This window comes from Streptomyces sp. NPDC041205 (genome assembly GCF_055591765.1).
In genome coordinates, this window is record NZ_JBVIZH010000011.1 from 228,641 (window position 1) to 254,739 (window position 26,099).

The 26,099-nt window shown below is 70.9% G+C and carries 16 protein-coding genes, 1 tRNA gene and 1 pseudogene; 12 read left to right on the forward strand and 6 right to left on the reverse strand.

Annotated features, from left to right (window positions below):
* Positions 1-384: 384 nt before the first annotated feature.
* The 4 genes from ACZ6BG_RS34485 to ACZ6BG_RS34500 all read left to right on the forward strand — a co-directional run bounded on the left by ACZ6BG_RS34485 (position 385) and on the right by ACZ6BG_RS34500 (position 6,183).
* Positions 385-2,643, forward strand: a complete 2,259-nt coding sequence (locus tag ACZ6BG_RS34485) for an aminotransferase class I/II-fold pyridoxal phosphate-dependent enzyme (RefSeq protein WP_469008952.1) — start codon at positions 385-387, stop codon at positions 2,641-2,643.
* Positions 2,640-3,932 carry a hypothetical protein gene (locus ACZ6BG_RS34490; protein WP_469008954.1) on the forward strand — a complete coding sequence of 431 codons (1,293 nt, stop codon included), beginning with the start codon at positions 2,640-2,642 and terminating at the stop codon, positions 3,930-3,932. The genes ACZ6BG_RS34485 and ACZ6BG_RS34490 overlap by 4 nt, the downstream gene beginning before the upstream one ends.
* Positions 3,929-5,077, forward strand: coding sequence for an acyl-CoA synthetase family protein (locus ACZ6BG_RS34495; protein ID WP_469008957.1), 1,149 nt, complete (start codon positions 3,929-3,931; stop codon positions 5,075-5,077). The genes ACZ6BG_RS34490 and ACZ6BG_RS34495 overlap by 4 nt, the downstream gene beginning before the upstream one ends.
* Before the next feature lie 248 nt (positions 5,078-5,325).
* Entirely contained in the window at positions 5,326-6,183 is an 858-nt protein-coding gene (locus tag ACZ6BG_RS34500) for a phytanoyl-CoA dioxygenase family protein (RefSeq protein WP_469008961.1), read from the forward strand.
* Here ACZ6BG_RS34500 and ACZ6BG_RS34505 read toward each other — a convergent pair.
* Positions 6,123-7,238, reverse strand: a complete 1,116-nt coding sequence (locus ACZ6BG_RS34505; protein WP_469008964.1) for a Gfo/Idh/MocA family protein — start codon at positions 7,236-7,238, stop codon at positions 6,123-6,125. The two genes, ACZ6BG_RS34500 and ACZ6BG_RS34505, sit on opposite strands and share 61 nt — an antisense overlap.
* Positions 7,239-7,260: 22 nt before the next feature.
* The gene (locus ACZ6BG_RS34510) at positions 7,261-8,283 is read right to left on the reverse strand and encodes a zinc-dependent alcohol dehydrogenase (protein ID WP_469008966.1); all 1,023 of its coding nucleotides are present in this window, start codon (positions 8,281-8,283) and stop codon (positions 7,261-7,263) included.
* 391 nt (positions 8,284-8,674) lie between these two features.
* Between ACZ6BG_RS34510 and ACZ6BG_RS34515 the strand changes: the two genes are divergently transcribed.
* The gene (locus ACZ6BG_RS34515) at positions 8,675-10,204 is read left to right on the forward strand and encodes a glycoside hydrolase family 3 protein (RefSeq protein WP_469008968.1); all 1,530 of its coding nucleotides are present in this window, start codon (positions 8,675-8,677) and stop codon (positions 10,202-10,204) included.
* A gap of 698 nt (positions 10,205-10,902) precedes the next feature.
* Entirely contained in the window at positions 10,903-12,126 is a 1,224-nt protein-coding gene (locus tag ACZ6BG_RS34520) for a cytochrome P450 (RefSeq protein ID WP_469008970.1), read from the forward strand.
* 164 nt (positions 12,127-12,290) lie between these two features.
* On the opposite strand, the gene ACZ6BG_RS34525 is transcribed toward ACZ6BG_RS34520, so the two are convergent.
* Positions 12,291-12,375, reverse strand: a tRNA-Leu gene (locus ACZ6BG_RS34525).
* Between the two features lie 148 nt (positions 12,376-12,523).
* Between ACZ6BG_RS34525 and ACZ6BG_RS34530 the strand changes: the two genes are divergently transcribed.
* Positions 12,524-13,858, forward strand: coding sequence for a DUF2254 domain-containing protein (locus tag ACZ6BG_RS34530; protein ID WP_469008972.1), 1,335 nt, complete (start codon positions 12,524-12,526; stop codon positions 13,856-13,858).
* Positions 13,859-13,927: 69 nt separating this feature from the next.
* Here the strand turns inward: ACZ6BG_RS34530 and ACZ6BG_RS34535 are convergent, their stop codons facing one another.
* Both ACZ6BG_RS34535 and ACZ6BG_RS34540 read right to left on the reverse strand, forming a co-directional pair.
* Entirely contained in the window at positions 13,928-15,367 is a 1,440-nt protein-coding gene (locus tag ACZ6BG_RS34535; protein WP_469008974.1) for an aldehyde dehydrogenase family protein, read from the reverse strand.
* Between the two features lie 35 nt (positions 15,368-15,402).
* Positions 15,403-16,483, reverse strand: a pseudogene (locus tag ACZ6BG_RS34540) (ATP-grasp domain-containing protein).
* Positions 16,484-16,649: 166 nt separating this feature from the next.
* On the opposite strand from ACZ6BG_RS34540, the gene ACZ6BG_RS34545 reads away from it, so the two are divergent.
* The 5 genes from ACZ6BG_RS34545 (at position 16,650) to ACZ6BG_RS34565 (ending at position 24,642) form a co-directional block, all read left to right on the forward strand.
* Entirely contained in the window at positions 16,650-18,341 is a 1,692-nt protein-coding gene (locus ACZ6BG_RS34545) for a thiamine pyrophosphate-binding protein (RefSeq protein WP_469008976.1), read from the forward strand.
* 12 nt (positions 18,342-18,353) lie between these two features.
* The gene (frc, locus tag ACZ6BG_RS34550) at positions 18,354-19,583 is read left to right on the forward strand and encodes a formyl-CoA transferase (protein WP_469008978.1); all 1,230 of its coding nucleotides are present in this window, start codon (positions 18,354-18,356) and stop codon (positions 19,581-19,583) included.
* Between the two features lie 3 nt (positions 19,584-19,586).
* On the forward strand, positions 19,587-21,740 hold the full coding sequence (locus ACZ6BG_RS34555) for an acetate--CoA ligase family protein (RefSeq protein WP_469009022.1): 2,154 nt from the start codon (positions 19,587-19,589) through the stop codon (positions 21,738-21,740).
* Between the two features lie 123 nt (positions 21,741-21,863).
* Positions 21,864-23,252, forward strand: a complete 1,389-nt coding sequence (locus ACZ6BG_RS34560; protein WP_469008981.1) for an OFA family MFS transporter — start codon at positions 21,864-21,866, stop codon at positions 23,250-23,252.
* A gap of 1 nt (position 23,253) precedes the next feature.
* On the forward strand, positions 23,254-24,642 hold the full coding sequence (locus ACZ6BG_RS34565; protein ID WP_469008985.1) for an OFA family MFS transporter: 1,389 nt from the start codon (positions 23,254-23,256) through the stop codon (positions 24,640-24,642).
* Positions 24,643-24,763: 121 nt separating this feature from the next.
* On the opposite strand, the gene ACZ6BG_RS34570 is transcribed toward ACZ6BG_RS34565, so the two are convergent.
* Positions 24,764-25,828, reverse strand: a complete 1,065-nt coding sequence (locus tag ACZ6BG_RS34570) for a sugar phosphate isomerase/epimerase family protein (protein ID WP_469008988.1) — start codon at positions 25,826-25,828, stop codon at positions 24,764-24,766.
* Positions 25,829-26,099: the final 271 nt, after the last annotated feature.

Consider the following 26,099-nt stretch of genomic DNA (forward strand, 5'->3'; position numbering starts at 1 on the left):
CCCGCACGCCCGACGCGGACCTCGCCCGCACACCTGACGCGGACTTCCCCCAGACCCCACCCGCACGCCCGACGCGAACTTCGCTCGCACACCTGGCGCGGACTTCGCCCAGACGCTCCCCGAGCGCCTGGCACGTACACCACTCGACCCGTCGCCCATCCACCCACCAGTGACCCAACGACCGCCCTTCACTCACACGCCCGCCCTTCTCAACCCGGCCCCGCCACCTCCTCTTTCAAGCCCGTCCGGCGTTTGAGGACGAGCCGCGAAGCGGCGATCAGCGGGGGCCCAGGGGGCGCAGCCCCCTGGTTACGGGAAGGGGCGGGCCTGGGGCGCCCCGCGAGGACCACACCCACCCGCACCCACAGGAGCGTTAGCCCCCGCATGCAGACCACCCACGTGCGCCGGCTGCTGAGAGCCGAACCGACGCTGCGCTTCACCCCCACCCTCTCCGACCCCACCGCCCACGCGGCCTGGTCCCGCAGGGTCCGGGCGGTCGTGGACCGCCTTGCCCGCGTCGACCGCGCCCAGCTCGACATCACCGCCGTCGACACCCACGGCGAGACCGGCCTGCGGCGCGAGCACCTGACCCTCAACTCGCCCGTACGGGGCGCCTTCCAAGCCACCCTGCTGGCCCCGGCGGACCGCACCGAGTCCTCCCCCGGCCCCGCCGTCCTGGTGTTCGGCGGCAAGAACGCCCGCCTGGAGCACCTCACCGGCGAGCGCCCACCGGACTTCCCCGACCGCAACATCGCCGAGCACCTGGCACGCGCCGGTTTCGTCACGCTGACCTTCGAGCACGGCATCGGCGGCCTCGACGAGGAGCGCCGCGCCGGCCGCGAGGAGGGCGCCCTCCTCGCGCACGCCTTCGCGCTCACCGGCCACTCCCTGCTCGGCGCGCTCGTCGGCGACACCCTGGGCGCCCTGGACGTCCTCACCGCGCACCCACTGGTCGACGCCGACCGCGTCGGCCTGTTCGGGCACAGCCTGGGCGCGGCGGTCGCCCTGCACACCGCGCTGCTCACGCCACGCCCGCTGCCGGTGTGCGCGGCCAGCCACCTCGGCAGCTATCCGGCGCTGTACGAACGCCTGTTGACCGGGTACGAGGGCGCCGCCCTGCCGGGCATCCTGGAGTACGCCGACCTCGGCGACCTCTACGCCGCGCTCGCCCCGGCCCCGCTGCACCTCCAGTACGGCACGGCCGACTCCTATCTGGAACCGGCCGACGCCCGCGCCGCCGCGGGCACGGTCCGGCGCGGCTACACGGCGGCGGACGCCGAGGACCGCCTCGACGTCCACGAGCTGCCCATGGGCCACGGCACCCATGTGCGGCACGCGGTCGACTTCTTCACACGCACCCTGTCGGGGCCCGCCACCGCTCCCGGCGACATCCCCGCGCAGCGCGTCCACTTCGGCGTGGCCGAGCGCCGCGCGGTCCTCGACCGGGTCGACACCGCGCTCGCCTCCGGCCACCTCACGCAGGGCCCCGGCCTGGCCCGTTTCGAGGAGCTGTGCCGCGCCTGGACGGGGCGCGAAGGGGTCGCCGTCGCGTCGGGCGCGGCCGCCCTGGAGATCGCCCTGCGCATCGTCGGCGTGGCCGGGCGCACGGTGCTCGTGCCGGTCAACACGTTCTTCGCGACGGCGGCGGCCGCGGTGCGCGCGGGTGCGCGCGTGCGGTTCGTCGACATCGAGCTGGACGGCCTCGGCCTCGATCCGGACGCGCTGCGCGCCGCGCTCGACCGCCATCCGGACACGGCGGCGGTGCTGCCGGTGCACATCGGTGGCATCGTCTCGCCGACCCTGGACGACGTTCTCGCGCTGTGCGAGCGGCGGGGCGTGGCCGTCGTGGAGGACGCGGCGCACGCGCTCGGCGCGACGCTCGGCGGCCGGTACGCGGGTGCCTTCGGCCGGTTCGGCGCCTTCTCGTTCTTCCCCACGAAGGTCGCGGTGAGCGGTGAGGGCGGCCTGGTGACCTGCGCGAACGCCGAGGACGCGGAGCAGGTGCGGCGCTGGCGCGACCACGGCAAGAGCGCGCAGGGCTCCACGCTGCACGACCGGCCCGGCGGCAACTGGCGGCTGAGCGAACTGCACGCCGCCGTCGGCACAGTCGACCTGGAGCGGTTCGACGACACGCTGGCGGCGCGCCGCGATCTCGCCTTCGGCTACGACGAGTTGCTGGCCGACGTGCCCGGCGTCCGCGCCCACACCGTGCCCGCGGCGGCGCACAGCAACTACTACAAGTACCTCGCCTACTTGGACGCGCCCGTGGATCGGGCGCTGCTCAAGAAGCGACTGCGCGAACGGCATGGTGTGTCGCTCGCGGGCGAGGTGTACGACCATCTGCTGTGCGACCAGCCGTACTTCGCAGCGGCTGGGGAATCGGGGGCGGTGGCGGCCGGGCCGGGGGCGGGCGCCGAGGCCTCGGGGACGGCAGTGGCCGGCTCGGGGACGGCGGCAGCGGACTCGGGGACGGTGGTGGAAGCGTCCGGGGCGGCGGTCGGAACCTCCGGGGTGGCGGCCGACGGTCCCTTCGAGCAGGCCCGGTGGTTCGCCCGGCACCACATCGCGCTTCCGCTCTATCCAACGCTCACCCGGGCCGAGCAGTTCCGGGTGGTCGAGGCCTTGCGCGGCGAGTTGTCGTGACGGGGCCGGACGATGAGGCTCCGGTCCTCTCCGCGTACCGCAGGGGCGACTGGCAGACGTCCCTCGACACGGCCCCGCTGCCCGGTGCGACGCGCGCCCGCCTCGCCCTCGTCCCGCACATCGTCGCCCACTCCGACCGCCGCTGGTGGGACAGCGTCCGCGCGGACCTGCCCCCGCTGCCCGGCCGACGCGAACTCGTCCTGTCCGCGCTGGAGTTGTTCCGGCACGGCACGGTCACCGTCGGGGGCGTCGGGCCGCAGAGCGCGGACGCCTTCCGGGCGGCCCTGTGGGAGAGCGCGGGGCTGCCGGGGCCGCTGGTCGACCGGTGGGGGGCGATGCTGTACGAGGGGGCCGCGCGCCGCGAGGTCGTCGCGCCGGACGACGCGCTCGCCCTGGTGGCGCTGCCCGGCAACACCTTCACCTGCCTGGACTCCGTCCTGGAGCAGGCCGAGCGGTCCGCGTGCGTCTGGGTGCGCCCGAGCCGCCGCGAACCGCTGTCCGCGGCCCGGCTGCTCGCGGCGCTCCTCGCCGTCGGCTGGCCACCCCGGCGCCTCGGTCTGTACCCCACCGAGCAGCACGCCCTGCACGGCCTGCTGAAACTCACCGACCGGCACATCGTGTACGGCGGCGCGGGCCTCGCCGCGTCGGTGCGGGACTCTCCGTCGCTGACGTTGCACGGGCCCGGCCGGGGCTGCGCACTCGTGTCACCCGGCAGGGCCGCCGGTCCCGCCGGTCCCGCCGAATCCATTGACTCCGTTGACGCTGTTGACGCTGTTGACGCTGTTGACGACACGGTTGCCTGGCTGCTGCCGCTCATCGCTGCGGATTCGGGCCGGTTCTGCAGCAACGTACGGACTGTCGTGTGCGTGGACCACGCCCCGGACCCCCTGGCCAAGGCCCTCGCGGCCGCGCTCGACGCCCTCCACCCGGGTCCCGCCCCCGACCCGGCCGACCCCCACTGGCCGCTGACCGCCTTCCGCGACCCCGGCGAGGCCGACCGCGCCGCCGCGTCCGTACGCGGCCGCCTGCGCCCGGGCGACCACCTGCTCACCCGCGAACCGGCGGTGACCACGAGTACCGGTGCCGGTGCCGGCGGCGACGTCTACGTACGCCCCCAACTGGCCCTGCTCCAGGTCGACCCCGCCGCACCGTCCCACCCGCTCATCGGCCATGAGGTTCCCTTCCCCTTCGCCGCCGTGCTCGGCGCCACCGCCGAGGCCGCGCGTGCCCTCGCCGACGAAGCCCTGTTCGTGTACCGACCGCCGGCGACACCAGGAGGAGTCCCATGACGACCGCGGCACGCCAGGAACACGCCCCGCAGGTCACCTTCGACACCCTGTATGACACGTTGCGCGAGCGCGTGCCCGAGCTGGCCGTGGACCTCGATGTGTGGACGCGGCGCATGATGCGCTGGCACTTCCACCCCGACACGGGCTCCCCGTTCTGGGTCGGGCGACGGGACCGGCTCGGCTTCGACCCGCTCAAGGATGTCGACGGGTACGCGGCGCTGGAGTTGTTCGGGCTCTTCGACAAGGGCGAGCTGCGCGCGGCGAGCGCCCTGGACCTGCGTCCGCGTGGGTATCGCGACCGGCCGTTCCGGGTCTTCGAGACGGGCGGCACCACCGGCGCGCCCTGCCGGATCGTGAACGTCACCCGCCTCGCGTACGACGTGGAGGTCTACCGGACCGTCCTGGAGGCGCGCGGTGTCGCGGGCGGCGACATCCTCGCGATGACGCCGAGCGGCCCGCACGCGTACGGGCACTTCGTGGAGGGCCTGGCGGACAGTTGGCGGGGAGCCGTGTACGCCATCGACTTCGACCCGCGCTGGGTGAAGGCGTCGCTGCGCGCGGGCGGCGAGGCGGACTCCTACACCTCGCACCTGGTGGAGCAGACCCTGATCCTGCTGACGGCCGAGCGGCCCACACTCCTTTTCACCACGTCCCGGCTGCTCCTCGAACTGGCCATGCGGCTGCCGCGCCCCCTGCACACGTACGGCATCCGCGCGGTCTGCACCGGCGGTACGACGTGCAGCGCCGCAGAGGCCGCGTTCCTGCGTCAGGAGCACTTGGACGGCGTGCAGTGGATCGACACGTACGGGAACACGCTGGCGGGCCACGCCTTGCAGGCCGACGCGGTGCCGGACGCGCCCGCGCCGCCCGGCGGCACCGGGCACTCGTACCACCTGCCGCCGCCCTTCGCGGTCCTCCAGGTCGTCGATCCCGCCGACCCCTGGCGCGAGGTGCCCGTGGGCGAGCGCGGGCGGGTGCGCGTCACCACACTCCTGGAGGACCTGTTCCTGCCGAACCTCCTCGAACGCGACAGCGCGATCAGGACGGGCCCGCATCCGTGGTTCCCCTGGGAGGGCGTGGCGGCGGTGCAGGCGTTCGACGACGGCCTGACACCACCCGGGGAGGCGGTCGAGGGCGTCTACTGACCGGCACTCCCCCTTGATCCCCCTCCGATGGCCCGCATCCGTTGGCCTGCATCCGTTGATTCCCCTCCGTTGACTCCTCTGACTCCTCCTCGCTCGCCCTTGACGACCCATCAACCATTGACGCCTCCACTGCACATGGACAGCCCGTCCACCTCTTGACGGCCTCGACATGTATGGACAGCTCAGTCATCTGTTGACGACCTACGGACTGGCGACCTGACGACGACCCCCTGACGTAAGGACTCCTCGTGAATCTCTCGTCGAACGGCGTGCCCATACCCTTCTCTCCCGAGTTGTTCGGCCCGCTGCGCGCCACCGACCCCGATCGGATGCCGGACCCCGCCGCCCTGCGCGAGCGGCTGCACGCGGACGGATATCTCTATCTGCCGGACTTCCTCGACCGTGAGCAGGTGCTGCGGCTGCGCGCCAGGTACTTCTCCCAGCTGCCCCCGGGCTATCTCGCGCCGGGCACCAGCGCGCGCGACGGCGTGTTCTCCGGGCGGGTGCCGGACGGGCTGCCCGAGCACGGTGTGGCGGGGCACCCAGCGCACGCGTTCGTCCGCTCGGAGACCTTCGACCGGTTTCTCGACGACCCCCGGCTGCGCAAGCTGGCGGCCGACCTTCTCGACGGCGACGCCCGGATGCTGCCGCGCCGCATCCTGCGCCATTTCCACCGCGGCGCACGCCGGGCCTCACGGGCCCATGTCGACTTCGACTACATGGACAAGGGTTCGCCGCAGGTCGTCACGACCTGGATCCCGGTCGGCGACTGCCCGCCGCAATCGGGCGCGCTGGTCTACCTGGAGGGTTCGCACGCGCTGCCGCCCGAGGCCTACGAGTCGCTGCGGGACACCACGGACCGGCCGGGCGACCGCCGTCAGATCTGTCACGACCTGGAGTTCACCGCGCGCAGCCTGGGCCGCCGCTGGCTGTGGACGGACTTCGCGGCGGGCGACGTCATGGTGCATGTGCCGCACATCATCCACGCCTCGCTGGACGCGACGACGGACGCGATGCGGCTGTCCATCGACACGCGTTTCATCCGTCAGTCGGACACGCCGGACCCTCGGTGGACGCGAGCCTGGTCGGCGGACGACGGCGCCTGAGTACCGGCTCGGCCCGCGCCCGTGCCGTCGATGGGAAGCGGCAGCCGGACGGGGCCGCCTGAGGCCGCCTCAGAGCGTTCCGCGGCCACGAGGACCTCGTCGACCAGGCGGGCCTGCGCGAAGGGGCACACCGGAGGCCGCCCGGCAGCGACGGCGGCGACGAAGTCGGCGATGAGCGGCTGATGGGGATTCGGGGCGGGCGGCAGGGTGAGTCGCCGCTCCCCCTCGGTGCCGTGGCGGTACAGGCGGCCCGAGTCCAGCGGGTCGAGGGAGAGTGTCCGCCCACTCCCGCTCACCTCGAAGCGGTCCTCGGGCGGCTCCCCGCTCCACTCCGCGCGCACCCGTGCCCGCGTCCCCGAGGCCCACCGCAGCTCCACATCGGCCAGCCGCTCGGCGCCCTCCGGGAACCGGCGGTCGAGGCGGGCCCGCACCTCCTCAGGGCGCCCGAACAGCAGGTGGAGCAGGTCGAGCCGGTGGCTTCCGGCGTCGGCGAGCACCCCGCCGCCGGACAGGGCCGGGTCGGTCCGCCACCGCATCGGATGCCCGGCCCCGGGGTCGAACGCACACCGGAACCGCACCTCCACCCGTTCCGGCGTCCACCCGCGCAGTTCCTCGCGCAGACGGCGCACGGCGGGGGCGAGCCTGCGGTAGTACGCAACACCCGCACACGGCAGACCGTCGGCGCCGCAGCTCGCGTACGCGCCACCATCGGCATCGGCCCCCGGACGCAAGCCACCGTCGACACCGGCCCCGGCACCCGGCCACAGCCCTCCGGCCAACGGCTTCTCGACGAGTACGGGGAGGCCCTTTCTCAACACCCGGCAGGCCAGCGGTACATGGTGGACGACAGGAGTGGCGACGTACACAGCGTCCACATCCCGGATCAACATGTCCACATCGTCGCCGCCGACCGGCACCCCATGGCGGGCGGCAACGCGGGCGGCCCGCTCGCCGTCGCGACCCCAGAGGCGCACCGGCTCCTCGCCGAGCGCCCGGAGCGCGGGCAGCACCCGCCGTTCCACGACGTCGCCGTACCCGGCGATCCCCCATCTCACCGGGTCTGCCCCTGTGCGCGGTTCACGGCACGATCGCCACCTTCAGCGTCTCGGGCGGCGGCCCGTCGAAGGGGGCGCGGTCCGCGTCCGGGTAGAGAGACCTGCTGGCGGACAACTGCTCCATGGCTTTGGGGAGTTCGTCGAGGGCGTACGTATGGGTGTGCAGGTCGGGCAGGCGCAGCGTCTCGTGGCCGTGGCGCAGGAGGCGTTCGGCGACGGCGAGGGCGTCGGCGCGCGCGGTGTCGACGGGTTCGGCGGAGCTGTGCACGCGCAGGCCCTTGCGCTCCCAGGTCACGAGGTCGACGGTGACGTGCGTGTCCACGTGGTGCGTGCCGAGCATGACGACCAGGCCGTTCTGCCGCACGAGGCCGACGCAGGCGTTGAGGGTGGTGGGGGTGCCGACGGCGTCGATGGCGACGTCGAACTCCTCCCCTCTCGCGGCGAAGCCCTCGCCGATGGCTGCCAGTCGGCCGGAGCTGCCGTCGACACGGTGCACCGCGTCGGCGCCCGCGTTCCGGGACCGCTCCAGGCGCCAGTCGTCGAGGTCGGCGACGGCGACATGGGCCGCGCCGCGCCGAACGGCCATGCGCAGCGCCATCTGGCCGACGGGTCCCTGGCCGAGGATGGCGACCCGGTCGCCGAGCCGGATGCCCCGGGTGGCGTGCACGGCCAGTGGCAGGAGCTGGAGGATGGAGCCCTGCTCGAAGGGGATGCCGTCGGGGAGCGCACCGACGGCTATCTCGCGCGCGAGGGCGTACTCGGCGTACCCGCTCGTCAGCGGCGTGCGTACGAAGACGCGCTGCCCGACGGTGACGCGGGTGACGCCCGGGCCGATGGCCTCGACGACTCCGGCGATCTCGTGGCCGTAACAGCCGGTCGCACAGTGCTCTCTGAGGCCGTAGTAGTGGTAGTAGGCGAGGTCGCTGCGGTTGCAGACGCTGCACGACCGCACCCGTACCAGGACCTGGCCGGTCCCGGGCTCGGGCACCGGGGCGTCGGTGACCAGCCTGATGTCGCGCCTGCCGACGAGTTCGTACCGCCGCACGGTGTGCCTCCTTCGCCCGTGGCCCTGGCCGGGCCGTGCCGCCTTCGCGGGAACGGCAGTTCGGGCCGTCCCGCCCCCCAGGAATTCCACCGCGCGGACCGGCGTCGTACAAGGAGGCCTCCGGTGGCCGACGCGGCGGCCTGGCCTGATTGGTCCGCGCCCGCACCCCACGCGGCCCACCCGTCCCCACGCCCCCGAAACGCCTCGCCCATCTGCCGGTTCACCTTCCGTTTCCTGCGGGTTCGCACTCCTTGACAGCTCCAATTGGCCTGAGCCAACATCCGATTGGCCTGTACCAAGTCGCCCGGCGACCCGACCATCGCCATCGACGCGCTCTCGTCCACCGGCCGGCCGCCGCCCGGTCAGCCATCCGCCCACCGGAGGTCCCGGCATGGTTTCGAGCAGTCACCCGAAGCTGGAGCAGCTCGCCAACTCCGTCCTTCAGCCGGGATTCGTGGGCACCACCGAGGCCCCGGACTGGCTGCGCCGCCGGATCGCCGACGGGCTCGGCGCCGTGGTGCTGTTCGGCCGCAACATCGTCGAGCCCGCGCAGGTCGCCGCGCTCACCACATCGTTGCGCGCCGAGAACCCCGATCTGATCGTCGCCATCGACGAGGAGGCGGGCGACGTCACGCGCATGGAGGCGTGGACGGGCGCCTCACGCCCGGGCAACCTCGCGCTCGGCGCCGTCGACGACGTCGACCTCACCGAGAGCGTCGCCCACGACATCGGCCGGGAACTCCACGCGGCGGGTGTCTCGTTGAACTACGCACCGAGCGCCGACGTGAACTCCAATCCGCTCAACCCCGTCATCGGCGTCCGCTCCTTCGGCGCCCGCACCGACGTCGTCTCCCGCCACACCGCCGCCTGGATCCGTGGCCTGCAGGCGGCCGGCGTCGCCGCGTGCGCCAAGCACTTCCCGGGCCACGGCGACACCTCCGTCGACCCGCACTTCGGCCTGCCACAGGTCCGGGGCACCGCCGCGGAGATCGCCCGCACCGCCCTGCCGCCCTTCATCGCCGCGACGGAGGCGGGCGCGCGGGCCGTCATGACGGCCCACCTGGTGGTGCCCGCCTACGACCCCGGCCTGCCCGCGACACTCAGCCCCCGCATCCTGAACGATCTGCTGCGCGGCGAGCTCGGCTTCGACGGCATGGTGGTCACGGACGGCATCGAGATGGGCGCGGTCACCGACCGGTACGGCATCGACGGGGCGACCGTCCGGGCTCTCGCGGGCGGTGTGGACGCGGTGTGCGTGGGCGGCGACAGCGCCGAGCAGTCCACCGTCGAGTTGCTCGTCGGGGCGCTCGTCAAGGCCGTGCTCGACGGGCGCCTGCCCGAGGAACGGCTCACGGAGGCGAGCGGGCGGGTACGCGCGTTCGCCGCCTGGTCGGGCGAGCGGTCACGGGCGGTGGCCCGGGCGGGCGACCGCTCGGACATCGGCCTCGTCGCGGCACGCCGCGCGGTACGGGTGCGTCGACGCGCCGACGCGTCGGAATTTCTTCTTCCGCTTTCTGCGGCGCCGCATGTCGTGGAGCTGTCGCCGGTGATGAACCCGGCCGTCGACGGCGGCACCCCCTGGGGCGTCGCCGACCCGCTGCGCGACCTGCGCCCCGACACCACGTCCGTGCGCCTCACCCAGTCCGAGCTCGACGGCCACGACGGCACGGACGAGGTCCTGGACCGCGCGGCCCTGGCGCCCGCGGAGGGGCGCGCCCTGGTGGTCGTCGTGCGCGACGCGGCCCGCCACCGGTGGATGTCGGACACCCTGGCCCGGCTGCTGCGCACCCGCCCGGACGCGCTGGTCGTGGAGATGGGCGTACCGACGGGTGCCGCGCTCGGCGCCGTCCACATGATCACTCATGGCGCGACCCGGGCGTCGGGCATCGCGGTCGCCGAGATGCTCGCGGGCAGCGCCTGACAATACGGCCCTCACGGCAGGTTCCGCGTAAATTCACACACCCCGCTAATCTCGCCCGGAGCGGTCCTGAAACATGCCCGCAGAACTTCGGCGATAAGATTCCGTCAAGAGCAATGCAGGCTTTATTCAGGGGCGTCCCGGCGACCGGACAACCCTTTACGGATCCTTAACGCGCCAGGTCAATAGGACCCCGAATCGGGCGCGCATTAGGAACGCGTTAGAAATTCCGACCGCGCCGCTGTGAGCCACGCACCGGCCAGACCCCGTGGCGCGGTCCCTGAAATGGGGCATTGCCCCCTTCGCCTCACGACGTCAACCGCGGTTTCACCCTTGTGCGGCCTGCGCCGCACAAGAAGGCAACCTCTCCGCGCGGCGCCGCGTCCTCATCTTGGCCCTCCGGCCAACCAGCCCTCACGACACCCCAGTTACCAGGCCCGCACAACCGGAAGCGGCCCCTGGATATTCATCTCCACGCTGCTATGTTCTGGTTCTACATTGAGGGCCCCGAGAGGGAGTTGACGGCGAACCGGTCGCCGTGCACACATTCTCTCGGTTGTGAGCTGGCAACTGCCCGGTTGATATCAACCGCATGCTCTTCTGCACCCTCGCGCCAAAACCCCGCCGGTCCGGCCCGGACGCAACCGCACCCGCACCCGCAGGGGCTGGGTTTTCCGTAGACCTAAGGAGATAGATTCATCGTGTCGGAGCAACTCGTCAGCCTGGCGCCCGAAACCATTAGCGACCCGACGAAATACGCGGATCTGCGCGAGAAGGGCCCGCTCGTCCATGTCTCCCTGCCCGGCCTGGAGACCCCGGTCTGGCTGGTCACGGGTTATGAGGACGCCAAGGACGCCCTGACCGACTCGCGTTTCGTGCGTGACGCCACGAAGCTGGCCGGCCAGGAGGGCCCCAGCATCGCGGACCAGATGATCGCGGCCTACGGCCTGCCCGCCGAGTACGCGCAGTACCTGGGCATCCTCGTGCTGTCCGACGGCGACGAGCACGCCCGGGTCCGCAACCTGCTCGTCCGCTCCTTCACGGCCCGCCGCGTCAACGCGCTGCGCCCTCAGCTGGAGCAGGTCACCGAGGCCATTTTCGAAGGTCTCAAGGCCAAGGGCGAGGCCGACCTCGTCAGCGAGCTGGGCTACGCCATCGCCGCCACGGCGATCTGTGAGCTCATGGGCGTGGAGGCCGAGGACCAGCCGACCGTCCAGGGCTTCATCCAGGGCTACGCCTCCGGTGACCCGGAGCACTTCATCCCCGCCATCCAGGGCATCGTCGAGTACTGCAAGGCGCTGATCGAGAAGCGCCGCGCGGAGCCCGGCGAGGACCTGGTCTCCGGCCTGCTGCAGGACGAGGGTGACGACAAGCTCACCGAGACCGAGATCATCGCGGTCTTCCTGCTCCTGATCAACACGGGTATCGCGCCGCCCGCGCACTTCCTCAGCGAGGCCGTCCTCGCGCTGTTCGACCACCCTGAGGAGCTGGCCAAGCTGCGCGCGCAGCCGGAGCTGCTCGCCACCACGGCCGTCCCGGAGCTGCTGCGCTTCGCCAGCGCCGTGCCCATGGGCGCGCCGCTGTACGCGACCGAGGACCTGGAGTTCAAGGGCTGCCCGATCAAGCAGGGCGAGGTCGTCAACGCCTCGCTGCTCGGCGCCAACCACGACCCGGCCGAGTACACCGAGCCCACCAAGCTCGACATCTCCCGCAAGCTCGGCGCCGGCGTGGGCCACATCGCCCTCGGTCACGGCCCGCACTACTGCATCGGCGCCTCCCTCGCGAAGCTGGAGACGGAGATCGTCCTCAACCAGCTCCTGCTCAAGCACGAGGGCCTGCGGCTCGCGGTGGACCGCAAGGACCTGCAGTACGCGCCGGTTCCGGGTGAGGGCATGCACCTCACCAGCCTGCCGGTGAAGTTCTGAGTGCTGAGGCACGTCTGACGGCGGCCGGCCGTCGAGCGTTCCGACACCTCCCCGGGGGAGGGTTCCTGGCGAGCCCTCCACCCGGGGTTTTCGCTTGCCCCCCGGCGAGCGGGCCCTGAAACGCGAACATCCCCTGCGGGAGAACCCGCAGGGGATGTCGTCTGTGTCCGAGGGGGGACTTGAACCCCCACGCCCGATAAAGGGCACTAGCACCTCAAGCTAGCGCGTCTGCCATTCCGCCACCCGGACTAGGTGTCTGTCGCTCCGGGGTGTTTCCCTCGGCGACGAAGACAACAATACCAAGGTTTCGGAGTGCCTTTCACCTGCGTATCCGTGACGTCCGCCGGGTGGCCGCGCGGCGCGTGGCACGGTGTGCGAGCGCGCCTAAGGTTTCACCATGAGTGACGGTTTGCTTACCGGTTCTCCGGGTGAGGGGCGGGTCCGGCGGCCCCGGGTCCTTTCGCCGCTGCGCGAGCATCTGCGGGACACGATGTGGTTCGCGCCCACGGTGGGGCTGATCGGCTCCCTGCTGCTGTGGTGGGCGGCCTCGGAGGTGGACGCTGAGCTGGTGCGGCTCCTCCAGGACGACGAGGAGTACGACACCCTCAAGGAGCTGAACCAGCTCGCCGAGGACGCCAAGGCGGTCATCAGCACCATCAGCTCGGCGATGATGACGTTCATCGGTGTCGTCTTCAGCATCTCGCTGGTGGCCGTGCAGATGGCCAGCGGGCAGTTCAGTCCGCGGGTGGTGCGGCTCTACGTCCGCTCCCGGATCACGAAGATCACGCTGACGGTCTTCCTCGCGACGTTCCTGTTCTCCCTGATGACGCTGACGTCCTTCGACAGCGAGCAGGATCCGCGCCTGCTGACGAACGTGCCGCTGGTCGAGGGTCTCCTCGCAGTCCTCATGGTGCTCCTGAGCCTGCTCCTGTTCATCGCGTACGTGAACGGCACGCTGCGCATGATGCGCGTCGGCTTCGTGATCGACCGGATCGCGCGCGAGGCGTTCCGGGTGGCCGTGCGGCATCCGACCGAGGGGGAACTCGACGACGAGCGTCTCGGGCCCGAGACGGACCGGATCACCCATGACGGCCGGGCCGGGGTGCTGCGGGACGTGCACATCGCGCGGGTGGTGCGGGCCGCTCGGCGGCAGGGGGTCGTGCTGCGGCTGCTGCCGCGCATCGGGGACTTCATGGTGCCGGGCACACCCGTGTTCGCGGTGTACGGCGGTCCCCCGCCCGGTCGCCGCGCGCTGCGCTACGCGGTGTCGGTCGGCGTGGAGCGGACCTTCCACCAGGACCTCGGCTTCGGGCTCAGGCAGCTGTCCGACATCGCGCTGCGGGCGCTGTCCCCGGCGGTGAACGACCCCACGACCGCCGTGCAGGCCCTGGACCGGATCGTGCAGTTCCTGGCGTCGGTCGCCCGCTATCCGCTGGGCGCGCTGCGCCATCGCGACCGGCGCGGGGCGGTGCGGCTCGTGCAGCCGGTGCCCGACTGGCAGGACCTGGTGGACCTCGGACTCACCGAGATCCGTGGCTGCGCGGCCGGGCATCCCCAGGTCACCCGGCGCATGCTGGCCGGGATCGACGATCTGCTCCTGCTCGCGCCCGAAGGCCGCAGGGCGCCGCTCCTCCGGCACCGGGCGCTCCTGGAGCAGGCGGTGGAGCGCCTGGTGCCGGAGGCGGCGGACCGAGACTTCGCGCTGCTGCCGGACCGCCAGGGCATCGGCTAGCGACCGGCACGCTCAGACCATGGGGGTGGGGGTACGGCACCACGCACCCGTGCCCCCCCCACCCCCGACTCAGGCCATCAGGTGGTAGCTGGGCAAATTCCCCGGCGCCCGCTCCCCCGCCGCGCCCTGTGGGACGGCCCGCACCAGCAGTTCCCCGCCGACGAACGCGCCGCGCCAGGACGCGCCGAAGCCACCGAACAGCTCGTCGCGGTCCCCCGCGGAACGGGGTCTGCCCCGGCCGGTCTTGAACGCCCGGATCTGCGGCGCCAACCGGTCGTACGTCTCCGGGTCGTCGGTGGACAGCGTGGCGACCAGCGCGCCGTTGGAGGCGTTCATGGCGGCGTGCAGCTCCGCCTCGGTGTCGACGAGCACGATCGTGTCGACCTGACCGAACGGCTCCGCGTGGTGCAGCGGGGACGACGGCGGCGGCGCGAGGAGGGTGACCGGCTGGACGTACGCGGAAGTGTCCTGGCCGGGCAGGAAGCGGTCGGCGTCGGGGGTTCCGCGGCACAGCGTCACGCCCCCGCGGTTGACGGCTTCCGCGACCTGGTCGGTCAGCTCCTTGGCCTTGGCCGCGTTGATCAGCGGGCCGAAGTCCAGTTCCGGGAACAGGTCCGCGGACCCGGCCACGGCGAGCGGGTGGCCGACGCGCACCGTCCGCACCGCGGGCAGATAGGCGGCGAGGACGGAGTCGAACAGCTCGCGCTGGACGACGAAGCGGGGGTAAGCCGTGCAGCGCTGCTTGCCGTAGTCGAAGAGCTTGGGGATCACCGCGCCGAGCGCGTCCCAGTCGCTGTAGTTCCAGATGCCCCAGGTGTAGTCCCTCCTGCTCGAGGATGTGTCGTTTGCCGAGGTCGGCGACGGCCGTGGCGACCGCCGCGCCCGTGTCCCGGACGCCGACGAAGGAGACGCATCCGATCTCGGGGCGCACACGAGTGCTTCGGACAGCTCACCGCCGCTGCCGCTGACGAGGGTGACGGGAATCCCTTCGCGGGCGGCGAGCGCGCACGCCAGGGTGAGACAGGAGACGCTGCCGTCGGTCGGGGTCTTGGCGATGACCGCGTTGCCTGCCAGTGCCTGTACCAGCATCGTGTGAACGAGCACGCTCATCGGATAGTTCCAGCTCGCGATGTTCGAGACGGGCCCGTTCAGCGGAGCCCTGCCCTCGACCATCGGCTCGATGCCCTCGACGTACCAGCGCACGCCGTCGATGGCCCGGTCCACGTCGGCCTGCGCGAGCCGCCAGGGCTTGCCGATCTCCCAGACGAGCAACAGCGCCAGGATTTCCCGGCGTTCGGAGAGCCTGTCGAGAGTGGCGGCGACGCGGGCGCGGCGCTCGGGCAGCGGGACGTGGCGCCAGGCCCGGTGCTGGTCGAGCGAGGCGCGTACAGCCCAGCGTGCGGCGTCGGCGTCGAGTCGGGGCGGGGAGCATGGCTGCGCGTACGGGGCGGCGGTGGCCGCGGTCTTCGTACGTCGCTCGGGGACGGTAGTGGAGTCGCGGCCAGTCACCTATGAGTGACGTCACTTCCGGCCGGGTCGAGGTGTCAACGCGATGCCGCCGCGAGCCGTTGCAGCACCAACTGGACCGTCTCCGTGGGGGGTGTTGCCGACCTGGACCCCGACGGCCTCCAGTGCGGTCTTCTTCGCGCGGGCGGTACCGGACGTACCGGAGACGATGGCGCCCGCGTGCCCCATGGTCCGGCCCTCGGGCGCGGTGAACCCGGCGATGTAGGCGACGACGGGCTTGCTCACGGACTCTTTGATGCAGGCCGCCGCGCGCTCTTCCGCGTCGCCGCCGATGTCCAGGAAGTTGGCGGGCCGCGCACCGCAACCCGCGACGACGTCGAGAGTGGACACGACGAGGCCCGCGCCGTTGCCGATGACGCCGACCTCGCCGTCGAGCTTGACGTAGTTGAGGCCCTTGGCGGCTGCGGCCGCCCCCAGCTCGTCGGTCTCCTGATCGTGTGCCGGTCCGTGCGCGCCCCAACGGGTCTACCGGAAGCGCGCGTTGTCGTCGAGGGTCACTTTTCCGTCAAGTACGAGGATTTGCCCCTGGGCGGTGCACACGAGCGGGTTCACCTCGACGAGCAGCGCGTCTTCCCTGATCAGCACGTTCCACAGAGCCGTCAGGGTGTCGGCGGCGGCGTCGGGCAGCCCGGCCGCGGCGGCGATCTCCGCGGCCTTCTCTCGGGACACGCCCTCGAAGGGGTCGATCGCCGTCCGGAGCACGGCCTCGGGCCGGGCGGCGGCCGCCTCCTCGATATCCATGCCGCCCTCGGCGGAGGCGATCGCACGGAAACGCCCCTGAGAGCGGTCGAGTACGTACGAGATGTAGAACTCGCCGTCGACGTCGACGGGTTGGGCGAGCAACACCGTGTGGCCCTTGATGCCCATGCCCAGGATCTGCCGGGCGGTCAGCTCCGCGGCGGCCGGGTCGCGGGCGAACCTCACACCGCTCGCCTTGCCCCTGCCTCCGGTCTTGACCTGCGCCTTCACGACGACACGGCCGCCTAGGCGCGCTGCGCTCGCACGGGCGCGCTTGGCCGAGTCGGCGACTTCGGCTCGCGGCACCAAAATGCCGTGTTCCTCGAGGAGTTCCCTTGCCTGGTACTCGTACAAGTCCATTTCCGGCTCCTGTCTGGAAAGCGCCGTACGCCCCCTGGACACCACCCACCGGATGCGGGATAACAGGCTTCATACAGTATTCGTCGACTGTATGCAATTTACTGCGAGGGCGCCCGAGCGTGGACGAGCGCACTCCAACTCCCCTACGAAGGGACAGGACTTCGCCATGCCCGACGACAGCAGCGCCAACAACACCCTCATCTCCGGTGGGCATCTGGTCGCCAAAGCACTCAAGGCGGAGGGCGTGGAGGTCATCTACACCCTCTGCGGCGGACACATCATCGACATCTACGACGGCTGCGTCGACGAGGGGATCGACGTCGTCGACGTACGCCATGAGCAGGTCGCCGCACACGCGGCCGACGGATACGCGCGCATCACCGGCAAGCCCGGCTGCGCCGTGGTGACGGCGGGACCGGGCACCACCGACGCCGTCACGGGCGTCGCGAACGCCTTCCGCGCGGAGTCCCCGATGCTGCTGATCGGCGGCCAAGGAGCCCATACCCAGCACAAGATGGGCTCACTGCAGGACCTGCCGCACGTGGACATGATGACGCCCATCACCAAGTTCGCCGCGACCGTCCCGGACACCGCGCGCGCGGCCGACATGGTGTCCATGGCGTTTCGCGAGTGCTACCACGGCGCTCCGGGGCCCTCCTTCCTTGAGATCCCCCGCGACGTGCTCGACGCCAAGGTCCCCGCCGACAAGGCGCGCGTCCCGCGCGCGGGTCACTATCGCGCCTCGACCCGCTCGGCCGGCGACCCCGAGGCGATCGAGAAGCTCGCCGACCTCCTCGTCCACGCCGAGAAGCCCGCCATCCTGCTCGGCAGCCAGGTGTGGACGACCCGGGGGACCGCGGCGGCCACCGAACTGGTCCGCGCCCTGAACGTGCCCGCCTACATGAACGGGGCGGGACGCGGCACCCTGCCCCCCGGGGACCCGCACCACTTCCAGTTGTCGCGCCGCTACGCCTTCTCCAACGCCGACCTCATCGTCATCGTCGGCACGCCCTTCGACTTCCGCATGGGGTACGGCAAACGGCTCTCCACGGAGGCGACGGTCGTCCAGATCGACCTCGACTACCGCACCGTGGGCAAGAACCGCGACATCGACCTCGGCATCGTGGGCGACGCCGGGCTCGTCCTGAAGTCCGTCACCGAGGCGGCGTCCGGGCGCATCGACGGGGGCGCGTCCCGGCGCAAGGAATGGCTCGACGAGCTGCGGGCCGCCGAGCAGACGGCCCTCGACAAGCGGCTGCCGAGCCTCAGGTCCGACGCCGCGCCGATCCATCCGTACCGCCTGGTGAGCGAGATCAACGACTTCCTCACCGAGGACTCGATCTACATCGGCGACGGCGGCGACATCGTCACCTTCTCCGGGCAGGTCGTCCAGCCCAAGGCCCCCGGGCACTGGATGGACCCCGGCCCGCTGGGCACGCTCGGCGTCGGCATCCCCTTCGTGCTCGCCGCCAAGCAGGCGCGGCCCGACAAGGAGGTGGTCGCGCTCTTCGGAGACGGCGCCTTCAGCCTCACCGGCTGGGACTTCGAGACGCTCGTGCGCTACAACCTGCCGTTCGTCGGCATCGTCGGCAACAACTCCTCCATGAACCAGATCCGTTACGGCCAGAAGGCCAAGTACGGCACGGACCGCGAGCGGGTCGGCAACACCCTCGGAGACGTCCACTACGACAAGTTCGCCCAGATGCTCGGCGGTCACGGCGAAGAGGTCCGCGACCCCGCCGACATCGGCCCCGCGCTGCGCCGCGCCCGCGAGTCCGGCAAGCCCTCCCTCATCAACGTGTGGGTCGACCCGGACGCGTACGCCCCCGGAACCATGAACCAGACGATGTACAAGTGAGGTGACACGGACGTGACCAAGGCTCTCGAAGGAATCCGCGTCCTGGACATGACGCACGTCCAGTCCGGGCCCTCCGCCACCCAGCTGCTCGCCTGGCTCGGCGCGGACGTGGTGAAACTGGAGGCACCGACCGGCGACATCACGCGCAGGCAACTGCGCGACCTGCCGGACGTGGACTCGCTCTACTTCACGATGCTCAACTGCAACAAGCGCAGCATCACCCTCAACACCAAGACCGAGCGCGGCAAGGAACTCCTCACGAAGCTGATCCGCCGCGCGGATGTGATGGTCGAGAACTTCGGCCCGGGCGCCGTCGACCGCATGGGCTTCACCTGGGAGCGCATCCAGGAGATCAACCCGCGTGTCGTCTACGCCTCGATCAAGGGCTTCGGAGACGGCCCCTACACCAACTTCAAGGCCTACGAAGTCGTCGCCCAGGCCATGGGCGGCTCCATGTCGACCACCGGCTTCGAGGACGGCCCACCGCTGGCCACCGGCGCGCAGATCGGCGACTCCGGTACCGGCATCCACGCCGTGGCGGGCATTCTCGCCGCCCTCTTCCAGAGGGAGAACACCGGCCGCGGACAGCGCGTGAACGTCGCCATGCAGCACGCCGTCCTCAACCTGTGCCGCGTCAAGCTGCGCGACCAGCAGCGCCTCGCGCACGGGCCCCTCGCCGAGTACCCGAACGAGGACTTCGGGGACGAGGTGCCCCGCTCCGGGAACGCCTCCGGCGGCGGGCAGCCCGGCTGGGCCGTCAAGTGCGCCCCGGGCGGGCCGAACGACTACGTGTACGTCATCGTGCAGCCCGTCGGCTGGAAGCCCATCACGGAGCTCATCGGGCGCCCCGAACTCGCCGACGCCCCCGAGTGGGCCACCCCCGAGGCGCGGCTGCCGCAGCTCACCAAGATGTTCCAGCTGATCGAGGAGTGGTCCTCGACGCTGCCCAAGTGGGAGGTCCTCGAGCGCCTCAACGCCCACAACATCCCGTGCGGCCCGATCCTGTCGACCAGGGAGATCATCGAGGACGCCTCGCTGGTCGCCAACGAGATGGTCGTCGAGGTCCCGCACCCCGAGCGCGGCGCGTTCACCACCATCGGCTCGCCGCTCAAGCTCTCCGACTCCCCCGTGGACGTGGTCAGTTCGCCGCTGCTCGGCGAGCACAACGAAGAGGTCTTCCTCGGCGAACTCGGCCTCGGGGACGAGGAACTGCGCCTGCTCAAGTCGAACGGAGTGATCTGATTGCTGGCCGAAGACCGCAGGGAGCGGGTGCGCGCGCTCCTGGACTCCGTGCGCGCCAAGGGGCGTACGGCGCTCACGGCGCCGGAGGGCAGGGTCATCGCGGACGCGTACGGTATCGCGGTGCCCGGAGAGGAGCTGGCGTGGGACGTCGACGAGGCCGTGGCGTGCGCGGCGCGCTTCGGCGGGCCCGTCGTCATGAAGATCGTGTCGCCGGACATCCTGCACAAGACCGACGCGGGCGGCGTGGTCGTGGGCGTCGAGGGCGCCGCGGACGTACGGGAGACCTTCCACCGGATCGTCGCCAACGCGCGCGCCTACGCGCCCGCGGCGCGCGTCGACGGCGTGCAGGTGCAGGAACTGCTGCCGTCGGGTCCGGGCGCCCAGGAGGTGATCGTCGGGGCGGTCACCGATCCGACGTTCGGGAAGGTCGTCGCGTTCGGTCTGGGCGGCGTCCTGGTGGAGGTCCTCAAGGACGTCACGTTCCGGCTCGCGCCCGTCGACGCCGACGACGCCCGGTCGATGCTCGACTCCATCCGGGCGGCCGAGGTCCTGCGCGGTGTGCGGGGCGCGCCCGGCGTGGACCGCTGGGCGCTGGCCGAGCAGATACGCCGGGTGTCGGAGCTGGTCACCGACTTCCCCGAGATCGCGGAGGCCGACCTCAATCCGGTCATCGCGACCCCCCAGGGCGCACTCGCCGCGGACATCCGCGTCATCCTCGCCACCGAGGCCCCCAAGGAGCGGCGCACGTACACGCGCGCGCAGATGCTGGCTTCGATGCGGCGCCTCATGCAGCCCCGCTCCGTCGCCGTCATCGGTGCCTCCAACGAGCCCGGCAAGATCGGCAATTCGGTGATGCGCAACCTCATCGACGGCGGGTTCACCGGGGAGATCCACCCGGTGAATCCCAAGGCCGATGACATTCTGGGCCGCAAGGCGTACAAGAGTGTCACGGACGTCCCGGGCGAGGTGGATGTGGCGGTCTTCGCGATCCCCGCCAAGTTCGTCGCGTCCGCTCTGGAGGAGGTCGGGCGCAAGGGCGTCCCGAACGCGGTCCTCATTCCCTCGGGGTTCGCCGAAACCGGTGAACAGGCCCTCCAGGACGAGATCGTGGCGATCGGCGAGCGGCATGGGGTGCGGCTGCTCGGTCCGAACATCTACGGCTACTACTCGACGTGGCAGGACCTCTGCGCCACGTTCTGCACGCCGTACGACGTGAAGGGCGGGGTGGCGCTCACCTCGCAGTCCGGCGGCATCGGGATGGCGATCCTGGGCTTCGCCCGCGCCACGAAGACGGGTGTCTCGGCGATCGTCGGGCTCGGCAACAAGGCGGACCTCGACGAGGACGACCTGCTGACGTGGTTCGGCGAGGACCCCAACACCCGGTGCGTCGCCATGCACTTGGAGGACCTCAAGGACGGCCGGGCCTTCGTGGAAGCCGCGCGGGCCACCGTGTCGAAGAAGCCCGTCGTGGTCCTCAAGGCGGGCCGGACCGCCGCGGGGGCCAAGGCCGCCGGATCGCACACGGGCGCGCTCGCGGGCGACGACGCCGTCTACGACGACATCCTGCGGCAGGCCGGAGTCATCAGGGCCCCTGGGCTGAACGAGATGCTGGAGTACGCGCGGGCGCTGCCGGTCCTGCCGACGCCCAAGGGCGACAACATCGTCATCATCACCGGGGCGGGCGGCTCGGGCGTGCTGCTCTCCGACGCGGTGACCGACAACGGCCTGAGGCTGATGGACATCCCGCCCGACCTGGACGCGGCCTTCCGCGCGTTCATCCCGCCGTTCGGCGCGGCCGGCAACCCCGTCGACATCACCGGCGGCGAGCCCCCCTCGACGTACGAGGCGACGATCCGGCTCGGCCTGGAGGATCCGCGCGTCCACGCGCTCGTACTGGGCTACTGGCACACCATCGTCACCCCTCCCATGGTCTTTGCCGAACTAACGGCCCGCGTGATCGCCGAGTTCCGGGAGCGGGGCATCGACAAGCCCGTCGTCGCCTCGCTCGCGGGCGACGTCGAGGTGGAGGAGGCCTGCCAGTACCTCTTCGAGCGGGGGGTGGTGGCCTATCCCTACACCACGGAGAAGCCGGTCGCCGCGCTCGGCGCGAAGTACCGCTGGGCGCGCGCCGCAGGACTCCTTGGGGGCGGTCGATGACATGACCGGCGCACGGGGCGGCCGACGGCACACGTCGGCCGACCCGGGGCCCGTACGCGCACGAAAGGGATTGGACAGGGGGCGCTGGCCAGGAACTTTTCGACGCAAGGGGTGCTGAGTGACATGACGACAACCGACATACCCAGGCCCGTCGCCTACCGGGAGGTGACGGACGCCAACGGCCGGATGTACCGGGTCGGCGAGACCGACATCGACATCATGGGCCGCAAACGCAAGTGGATGGTCATCCTGCCGTGGGTGGGCATGATGGGCATCAGCTCGGCCGAGTACGCGTTCGCGTCCGCCGAGGACACGCTGCACACCGCGCACAGCTGGAGCAGCCTGCACATCTTCTGGATGCTGGGCATCTGGGTCTTCTTCCAGGCGGCCGTGGCCTTCCCCGCGGGCAAGCTCCGCGAGAACGGGAAGCTCCCGGCCCGCTGGGCGATGATGATCGGCGCGTGCGGCACCCTCTTGGGATATCTATCGCTTGCCTCGGCACCGCATGTGGTCGTCGCCTACATCGGGTTCGGCATGTTCAGCGGCATGGGCGCCGGGATGGTGTACGCGACCTGCGTGAACATGGTCGGCAAGTGGTATCCGGAGCGCAAGGGCGGCAAGACCGGCTTCGTCAACGGCGGATTCGCCTACGGCTCGGTGCCGTTCGTCTTCATCTTCACCGGCCTCATGGACCTGTCCAACTTCCGTTGGGTGCTGGTGTCCGTGGGGCTCTTCCTGGCGGCGACGGTCGCCGTGGCCGGGTACTTCTTCCAGGACCCGCCGAAGAACTGGTGGCCCGCCGACGTGGACCCGCTGCGCCCACCGGACGACCCACGGGCCCGTCGCGCCCTGCGGATGAACCCGCCCGCCGTGCGGCAGTACACCCCCAAGGAGGCCTGGCAGACCGGCCGCGTCGGACTCATGTGGTTCTGCCTGCTGTGCACCTCGGGTGTGAACATCTTCGGCATCGCGTTCCAGGTTGACATCGGGGAGGACGCCGGTTTCGCGGGCGGAATGGTCGCCACGGCCATGTCGCTGAAGGCCACCGTCAACGGCACCGGACGGGGCGTCATCGGCTGGCTCTCGGACCGCTACGGACGCAAGCGCTGCCTGATCTTCGTCTGTGTCGTCCTCGGCCTTTCGCAGTACGGCATCCTCTGGTCCGCCGAGATCAAGAACCTGCCGCTGTTCCTGATCTTCTCCAGCATCTCCGGCTTCGGCGGCGGCGCCATCTTCCCGATGTTCGCGGCCATGACGGCGGACTACTTCGGAGAGAACAACAACGCCTCCAACTACGGCCTGGTCTACAGCTCGAAGCTGGTCTCCGGCCTGCTCGGCTCCGGTATGGGCGCCGTGGTGGTGAGCAACTGGGGCCACACAGGGGCATTCACCCTGGCCGGATCCATATCCCTGTTCGCCGGCTTCGTCGCGCTCTTCCTGTCGCAACCCGGCAGGCCGAATCCCAAGGACATCAACCCCAACCCACAACCCCTCGGTGAGGAGATGGCTTGATATGACGGCGGAGCCCTTCGCCGCAAGCGGCGCGTCCGGCCGCGCGGACGCGTCGTACAAGAAGTTCCGGGAGGTCACGGACGCGCGCGGACGCGTCTACCGCATCGGTGAGAGCGACCGGGACATCCTCGGTCGGCCACGCTGGACGATGGTCGTCCTCCCCTGGGTGGCCATGATCGCCATCAGTGTCTTCGAGTACGCCTACGGAGCGGCCGAGGACACCCTGTCCGCGGCGCACCACTGGTCGTCGTCGAACACCTTCTGGGTGCTGAGCGTGTGGATCTTCTTCCAGGCGGGCGTCTCCTTCCCCGCCGGGAAGCTCCGCGAGAAAGGCATCCTGACCAGCCGCAAGGCCATGCTGACGGGATCGGTCCTGTCGCTGCTCGGGTTCGTCAGCCTCAGCCACGCACCCAACGTGGCGGCCGCGATGGTCGGCTTCGGCCTGCTCGGCGGGGTCGGCTCCGGGCTGATCTACTCGACGTGCGTGAACATGGTCGGCAAGTGGTACCCCGAGCGGCGCGGCGGCAAGACGGGCTTCGTCAACGGAGGGTTCGCCTACGGAGCGGTGCCTTTCATCTTCCTGTTCTCCTACGGGTTCGACACCTCCAACTACCGCACGGTGCTGGATCTCGTCGGCTTCTACGTGCTCGCCGTGACCCTGGTGGCGGGCATGTTCTTCAAGGACCCGCCGAAGAACTGGTGGCCCGCCGACATCGATCCGCTGCGACCCGCCGCCGATCCGCGCACCGCCGTGGCGCTCGCCAAGAATCCCCCGGCGGTCGCGCAGTTCACCCCCGGGGAGGCGTTACGCACCGGCGTCGTGCCGCTCATGTGGATGTGCATGCTGTGCTGCGCCGGAGTGTCGATCTTCGGGATCTCCTTCCAGGTTCCGTTCGCCAAGGACATGGGGTTCGGTCCACTCATCGCGGCGTCGTCGATGGGTGTCATGTCGGTGATCAACGGCACGGGGCGGGGTGTGGTGGGCTGGCTATCCGACCGTCTCGGCCGCCGGTACACCCTCACGTACGTCTGTCTGACGCTCGCGGTCGCGCAGTTCGGTGTCCTGTGGGCGGGCGAAATGCACAACCAGCCGCTGTTCCTGGTCTTCGCGTTCCTGTCCGGCTTCGCCGGTGGCGCGTTCTATCCGCTGTTCGCCGCGCTCGTCCCCGACTACTTCGGAGAGAACAACAACGCGTCCAACTACGGCATGGTCTACAGCGCGAAGCTCGTCAGCGGTCTTTTCGGAGGCGGCCTCGGCGCCATGGTCGTGGACTCCTGGGGCTACGTCGGCGCCTATGTGATGGCCGGTGGGGTGTCGCTGCTCGCGGCGGCCCTCTCGCTGCTGCTGCACCAGCCCGGGGGGCCACGCGCGCGTGCTGCCGCAGTGTGACGTCCAGCCGGTGCGCCAGGCCGGTGTTCCAGGGGGAGGGGGCCGCCGGTCCGGCGGGCCCCTCCCCCTGTGCCGCTCTCCGCGACGCCGCTGTGCCCTCGTGCTCGGCCTCGCGGCTGCTTCAGTCGCCGCAGCGCTCCCGCAGGGAGTGCAGGTGCGCGCTGGACTTGCGGGCGAACGCGTAGGACTCGGCAGGGTTGTCGTGCTCGGCCTGCCAGTGGTGGTAGCGGCGCCCGTTATGGGTGCGGGCGGTCACCCTGGACAGGAACCTCTTGTAGTCGATGTCGCCGTCACCGACGTCAGACATGCGGTAGCCGTCCCGGGCGGAGTCGTCCCGGATGCCGTCCTTGACGTGGAACAGCGGGTAGCGGTGCGGCCTCTTGAGGACGTAGTCCAGCGGGTCGAAGGGCCGCGGAGTGCCGTCCACCTGCTTGCCGAAGCGGAACTGCGCCGAGTACGCCCAGTAGATGTCCATCTCCAGGAACACGTGATCCGGGTCGGTCTCGGCCAGCAGCACGTCGTACAGGCGCACGTTCGGCTTGTCCGTGGCGAAGGAGAACTCCTCGGCGTGGTTGTGCTGGTAGAACTTCATCCCCCGCGCGCGGGCCGCTTCTCCGTACGTGTTGAAGTCCTCCGCGGCCCGCTTCCACCCGTCGACGGTCGAGCCGTAGCGGAAGGGGCCAGACGCGGTGCCGATGTGCTTGAGGCCGAGCGCTTCGGCGTCGTCGAGGACCTTGGTGAGGTTCTGCGCGAAGGTGTACGCGTTCGGGTTGCCGTCGTCGTAATAGCCGACGTGGCTGCCGATCGGGTTCAGTCCGTGGTCGTGGGCCAGCCGCTTGAGCTGCGCGAGCGTGATGGGGCCCGCGGAGCCCTGGGTGTATCCGGCGAACTCGACCTCGTCGTAGCCGTAGCGCTCCAACTCGCGGAAGACAGTGGCGAATCCGGCGGTGGAGACCCGGTCGCGGAGGCTGTAGAGCTGGATGCCGAGGCGGCCGGGCGGCAGGACGGGGCGACCGCGGCCCTTGCCCCGCGCAGCCGCGGCGGGCTCGGCCGCGGCCGCCGGTGCCGTGGCGGCGACGGCGCCGACGAGCGCGGCCGCGGTGGTGCCAGCGGCGACGCCGAGCATGCCGCGGCGGCTGAGTCTGTGGGCGAGCTCGGGGTCGTCCGGGGTGTGCTTGCGGCTCATGCGGTATCTCCCTGGCTGGGTTCGGGTTCAGGGGTCGGGGGCTCATCACGGATCGAGGACTGATCAGGATTCAGGGACCAGGAATCAGGGATCAGTTCGAATAACGGATCAGGGTGAGGTCGGGGGCGGACCCTGATGGCGTGGTCCGCGCCCTCTGGTTCAGTGGAGACAGATCGCTCAGTGCAGGCCGGCGAGGCGGAGCAGGAGTGATTTCACTTCGGTGGCCTTGATGTGGCCGGTGACTGCGTGGGGGGTGGAGCAGAGGATGAGC